This window comes from Micromonospora sp. NPDC005163 (genome assembly GCF_053599835.1).
The window spans coordinates 1-5270 of sequence record NZ_JBSFYP010000137.1 but is presented as its reverse complement, the minus strand read 5'-3'; the positions used below and the strand labels follow the sequence as shown (position 1 = coordinate 5270).

At 67.0% G+C, this 5270-nt stretch carries 5 protein-coding genes; 1 reads left to right on the top strand and 4 read right to left on the bottom strand.

Annotated features, from left to right (window positions below; all coding sequences use genetic code 11):
* Positions 1-144: 144 nt before the first annotated feature.
* From ACWD6N_RS37315 to ACWD6N_RS37300, 4 genes are all read right to left on the bottom strand, one after another.
* Positions 145-345 carry a hypothetical protein gene (locus tag ACWD6N_RS37315; RefSeq protein WP_354968850.1) on the bottom strand — a complete coding sequence of 67 codons (201 nt, stop codon included), beginning with the start codon at positions 343-345 and terminating at the stop codon, positions 145-147.
* Positions 346-565: 220 nt separating this feature from the next.
* Positions 566-1171 (bottom strand): GNAT family N-acetyltransferase, encoded by a 606-nt coding sequence (locus tag ACWD6N_RS37310; RefSeq protein ID WP_354968851.1) that lies wholly within the window; start codon positions 1169-1171, stop codon positions 566-568.
* The gene (rsgA, locus tag ACWD6N_RS37305; protein ID WP_387329551.1) at positions 1168-2268 is read right to left on the bottom strand and encodes a ribosome small subunit-dependent GTPase A; all 1101 of its coding nucleotides are present in this window, start codon (positions 2266-2268) and stop codon (positions 1168-1170) included. Before rsgA ends, ACWD6N_RS37310 begins: the two co-directional genes overlap by 4 nt.
* Before the next feature lie 834 nt (positions 2269-3102).
* On the bottom strand, positions 3103-3729 hold the full coding sequence (locus ACWD6N_RS37300) for a winged helix-turn-helix transcriptional regulator (protein ID WP_387329548.1): 627 nt from the start codon (positions 3727-3729) through the stop codon (positions 3103-3105).
* A gap of 116 nt (positions 3730-3845) precedes the next feature.
* Between ACWD6N_RS37300 and ACWD6N_RS37295 the strand changes: the two genes are divergently transcribed.
* The gene (locus ACWD6N_RS37295) at positions 3846-4904 is read left to right on the top strand and encodes a carboxymuconolactone decarboxylase family protein (protein WP_354968587.1); all 1059 of its coding nucleotides are present in this window, start codon (positions 3846-3848) and stop codon (positions 4902-4904) included.
* Positions 4905-5270 lie beyond the last annotated feature (366 nt).

Sequence of the window (5270 nt, the reverse complement as noted above, 5' to 3'; positions counted from 1 at the left end):
GCCTCAAGACCCGCTCAATCTACGACGAACACAAGGCCTGGGCTCACCACAGCACAGCAGCCGCTTGACATTTTGAATCCTGGGATGTCTGCCGCGATCCGGGCGTCACGGGGCGTGACCGTCGGTGTGCCGGTGAGCGCCCGATCATGCCGATGAGCGCACTGATGGCGATGCGACGCGGCTGAGTTCGGCGGCCAGCATGGCCTGATCACCGGGCAGGATCCCGCACTGCTGCCGTGCCCGCTGTGTGGGCACGGCGAGCGCGCTGCGGACATCGACCAGCGGCCGTCCGTCCAGGTCGCCTTCGATCAGAATCGTGCCGTCGAGGTGCGGGACGGCGCCCAACTATGCGAGGTCACCGGCGCTGTCCCCACCGCTGGCTACCCGGCCGGGACCTGGTTCATCGTCCGCCGGGAACGCCAGCACCCCGATTGCACGGGGGGCGAGCGGCCTGGGGAAACGGGCCGGGCGCATCCCGACACCACGCCCCAGGCCGACTCAACCGCTGTTGCGGGGGGCTGTTCGGGACGAGTTTTGTGTAGCGCCCCGAACAGCCCCGGATGGATTAGACGCCGAATGGTGCCGGGTAGATGATGGTGCCGCTCGGGACCGGGAGGGCGTTGTCGAATACGAGGGCCATCATGGCCTCATCGGGCACCTCGAAAGACGGGTGGATCCCGTAGGCGGAGGCCCGGCTGAACCCGAACCGTGGGTAGTACTCGGCGTGGCCGAGTACGAGGACGAGGTTTTCGCCCATGGTGCGGGCGACCTTCAGACCGGCCCGGATCGCGGCTGAGCCCGCGCCCTGCTTCTGGTAACGGGACAGGACGGCGCAGGGGCCGAGTGCCAGGGCCGGGGCGTCGCCGACGTGGCAGCGGGTGAATAGTGCGTATCCGCCGACGGTACCGTCGGCGCTTTCGGCCACGATGGACAGCTCGGGTAGCCACGCTGGGTCGGTGCGCAGCGCCTCAACGAGGTCGGCTTCCAGCGGTGTGGGGAAGGCGTCGAGGGTGACCTCGCGGATCGCGGTGATGTCCTGATCGGTTTCGGGTCGAGTGGTCCAGCTATGGAACATGTTGGATATTCCTTCGGCGTTCTTTGAGATGGAAACGTAGGCGGTGCGGTGAGGTTCGGGCCGAGAAACATCGTGTTCTGCGGCCGGCTGGCTCACGACCGTCCCTGCTGGTCGCGGAAGGTGTAGGTCTCGCGCAGAGATCGGGTAATGGCCTTCTTGTGATCCTCGCGTTGGGCGCGTAGCCGTGCGTCGCTGCGAGAAGTTGCCCAGGCGTTCTCCCGCTGGAGCTTGCGGTAGCTGTCCAGACGACGCTCGCTCACCTCGCCGGCGGCGATCGCGGCTTGGACGGCGCAGCCGGGTTCGGAGTCGTGGCCGCAGTCGCTGAACCGACACTGCGAAGCGAGCCGCTCGATGTCGGCGAAGACCTGCTGCAGGCCATCGTCAGCGTCGAACAGGCCGATCCCGCGCAGGCCCGGGGTGTCGATGAGCACGCCGCCGTTTGGCAGCGGGACCATCTGACGGCGGACCGTCGTGTGGCGACCTTTGCCGTCTTGGGCTCGCACGGCGCCGGTCGCCAGTACCTCGGTTCCCAGCAGTGCGTTGCCCAACGTCGACTTGCCGGCTCCGGACGGGCCGAGCAGTACCACCGTGCCGGTGAGCGCGGCCGTAAGTAGTTCCAGCCCGTGACCAGTGGCGGCGCTGGTGGTGATGATCTCTACGCCGGGGGCCAGTTGGGTCAGCTCGGCCGTGGCCGTGCTGGGGTCGGCTGACTGGTCGGCCTTGGTCAGCACGATTACCGGGAGCGCGCCACTCTCCCAGGCAAGGGCCAGCAGCCGTTCGATGCGGCCCAGGTTCAACGGGACCTCGACAGAGACGACCAAGGCGGCCGTGTCGATGTTGGCGGCTAGGGCCTGACCATGCGAGGAGCGTGAGGCCGAGGAGCGGACGATGACACTGCGACGTGGCAGCAGAGCGGTCAGCTCGGGCTCATGGCCCGAGCGCAGGGCGGCCCAGTCGCCGGTACACGGAGCCGAGACAGGGTCCGATGCGCCCACCAATGAGGTGCCGGCCCGTAGCGGGCCGGTCTCGGTGATGACGTCACACCTGCCGCGATCGACGCCGATAATGCGTGCAGGGATGAGACCTGCGGCGCGATGCGATGTGAAGGACCGTTCGAGCTTTGTATCCCAGCCGTAGGCGGAAAGGCCGCCGTCGGAAGATGATCTAGGAGAAAAAGAATCGGAAGACAACAACGTAAAACCCTTGCGAAAAGGGACCCTGGGAAGCCCTGCGTTGCGTCCGCGGATTCGGCGCGGATGTGGCGGAAGGATTCAGCTGAGGGGCCGGGACGTGAGGATGGACCGGACGCTGCGGGCAGCAGCCATCACCACGGCGGTCATCAACCTCACCTCCCTCAAGAGTTTCCAGTTGCCCCCTAGATGGGTGGCGGCGGCTACTCTAGCACACTTGATCGACCTTGCCGGCATCGTCGGGGCCGCGCTTCCTTCGACTTACCGTTCCAGTCCTACTTTCTCGGCTCTGACAGTCATGGCCGCAGCCCAGGCGCAGCGGGCGTCGCCCGACTCTCTATCGCGACCCTGCGCGCTTGCTCGCTCAAATCCGAACTTGCGGCGCCTTCGCCGCTGTCTGAGCAGGCCGGGCTGCTATCCCCCAGGCCGAACCAGGCTGAATTGCGAGCGGCATCCGCACATGCGCGATCCGCGCGCTAAACGATGTCGTGTCGAGCTAGCCCGGTTGTCGTCCGGAGGTGCCAAGGCGTGTGGATTACGCCGCGACGCTTCTCGCGCAAAGGGCCAAACTTGCTATGCCACCGTTGCTGTCTGGGCAGGCGGGCTGCTGGCGCTGGCGCCGAGCCAGTGCCGGGTTGCGGTCAACATCCGCTCACTCATGCCGCGATCCGCGCGTTACGCAGCGTGGCTGGCGGCCACGGGCGCAGCGTCCGGACATGCCGAATTGCGCGCGTTCCTTCTCCGCTCCGCTTGGCCATACGCCGATACGCGCTGCACATGAACCGCGGCTGTCACCACGCGGCCCGGAGGTATCAACTGATCAGAGGCGCGGGCCGACTATGCCAGGGAGAAGATCCGCTGCAGCCGCACCAGGGCGGCGGCATCACCCTCGATTCGCAGGCGGTCTCCTGCGCGCCCGCGAGCAAGCTCCATAAAGCCCTCCCGATCGGTGACGACCCTGACTGTGGCGTGTTCCCCCGCCGGACCAGGGGTGACATCCACCGTGCCGTCGTGAACCCGAACGGCCACTCGCTCACCGTCGACCTCAATGTCGTAGGTCTCATCCAGACCAACTGCGGCATCCGGATGAAACGTCGCCTCGAAGCCGAGCAGGAGGGCGCTGTCGGGTAGGCGATCGTCGGCGGGATCGCGCAGCAGTGGGCGCCCCCAGCGCGCGAGCTCGAGGATCGCCGGCTTGAGCGCGTAACCGCGCTCGGTCAGCTCGTACAAGGTCGCTGGTGTCGGTGGCGGCACTTCGCGCCGGTCGATCACCCCGGCCTCCTGGAGATCGCGCAACCGGGCCGCAAGGAGGTCCGTAGCCAGCCCTGCCAGCCCGTGTCGCAGGTCGGTGTAGCGCTTCGGCCCGCTCAACAGCTCACGGACGATCAGTAGGGTCCAGCGCTCGCCGAGGACATCGAGCGCCTTGGCCAGCGGGCAGAACTGTCTGTATCGACGCTGAGACACGCGCCCGATCCTACCGGCCGGCTAGACAACAGGCACCACTACATGCTTCGATAACTTGTCCCTCAGCTTGGAAAAGTTGTCTATCCTCGGTCGTTCAAATCCACTGAAGGGTCCCCATGGCACTGCGTGATGTCCCATTCCGACGCCAGGTCCGCCACATCCACCCCGCCGTGCATGACCCGCGTACCTCCGCCGTACGCCGGCAGATCGCACGGGACTTCGGCGTGCTGGCCCCGCCGTTCGCGCTCCACCTCCCCGCACCCCAGGCACTGCACGCGTACTGGGCCATGGTCCGTGAACCAACCTGGGGCCCACTTGTCGATCGCACCAAGAAGGAAGCCGTCGCCGCTGCGGTATCGGCGATCAACACGTGCCCCTACTGCGTAGACGTCCACACGACGATGCTCGACGCCCTTGGAGACCGAGCCCCGGCCGCAGCCATCCTCTCCGCAGCCACCGACGACATCGCGGACCCGGAGCTGCGCGCCGTGGTCGCCTGGGCGCGCGCGAACCGCCAGCCGGACACGCCCCTCCTGCGACAACCGCCGTTTCCCAACGAGCACGCGCCCGAACTGATCGGCGTTGCCCTCTCTTACCACTACATTAACCGCATGATCAACATCTTCGCCGTCGCCTCACCGTTCCCGTTGGCAGACTCAAAACTCAAACCGATCTTCAAGCGCGCGGCCCTCCCCGTCTTCCGGAGACTGCTTGCACGCAAGGCGCGCCCCGGTGCATCGCTCGACCTGCTTCCCCCGACCCCGCTACCCGACGACCTCGACTGGGCCCGACCCAACTCGATCATCGCCGATGCCTTCGGCCGAGCCGCCGCCGCATTCGATGCGATTGGCCGACAGGCGCTCCCAGAGCCGGTACGCCAGCTAGTCACCGCCAGGCTCAGCACCTGGCGTGGCGAGGAGCAAGGCATATCCCGCAGCTGGACCGAAAACGCCATCGAGACGCTGCCGGCACCGCAACGGCCACTAGGCCGATTCGCGCTGCTGGCCGCACTCGCATCCCACCAGGTCGACGGTCGGGTACTCAACGACGCACGTACGCACCCCGGACCAGCCGGAGATGAAGCGCTCGTAGCCGCGGCCGGCTGGGCAAGCTTCGCCGCCGCGCGCCGGATCGGGTCGTGGCTGCACCCCGCGCCCGCAACACCAACCCCGTAACGACCCCCATCCCCCGACCATGACCAGCCGTCCGGACCGCATGACACTCGCAACCAAGGGTGACCACGTCACACGCCAACGCCCACCGAGCGACGCTTCCAGCATCCGGTCATGGCCGCAATCCGTGCGTTGCGCATGTACCGTACGGGTTACTGGGCGTAACCGAGTGGTCGGCTGCTGCGCGCGGGGACGCTCCCGACGTGCTGCATCGGCGGTCGCGCTGCTCGGGCTGGTCGCGCCGGGGACGGTCACCCGGCGAACTCGAGGCGCCTAAGAGCGTCCGCCAGTAGGTGACGGCGGGGATGCAGAGTAGCGAAACGGGCACGGAGTCAGTGATCATCGAGTTGTCTACGCTCTGTGATCGCT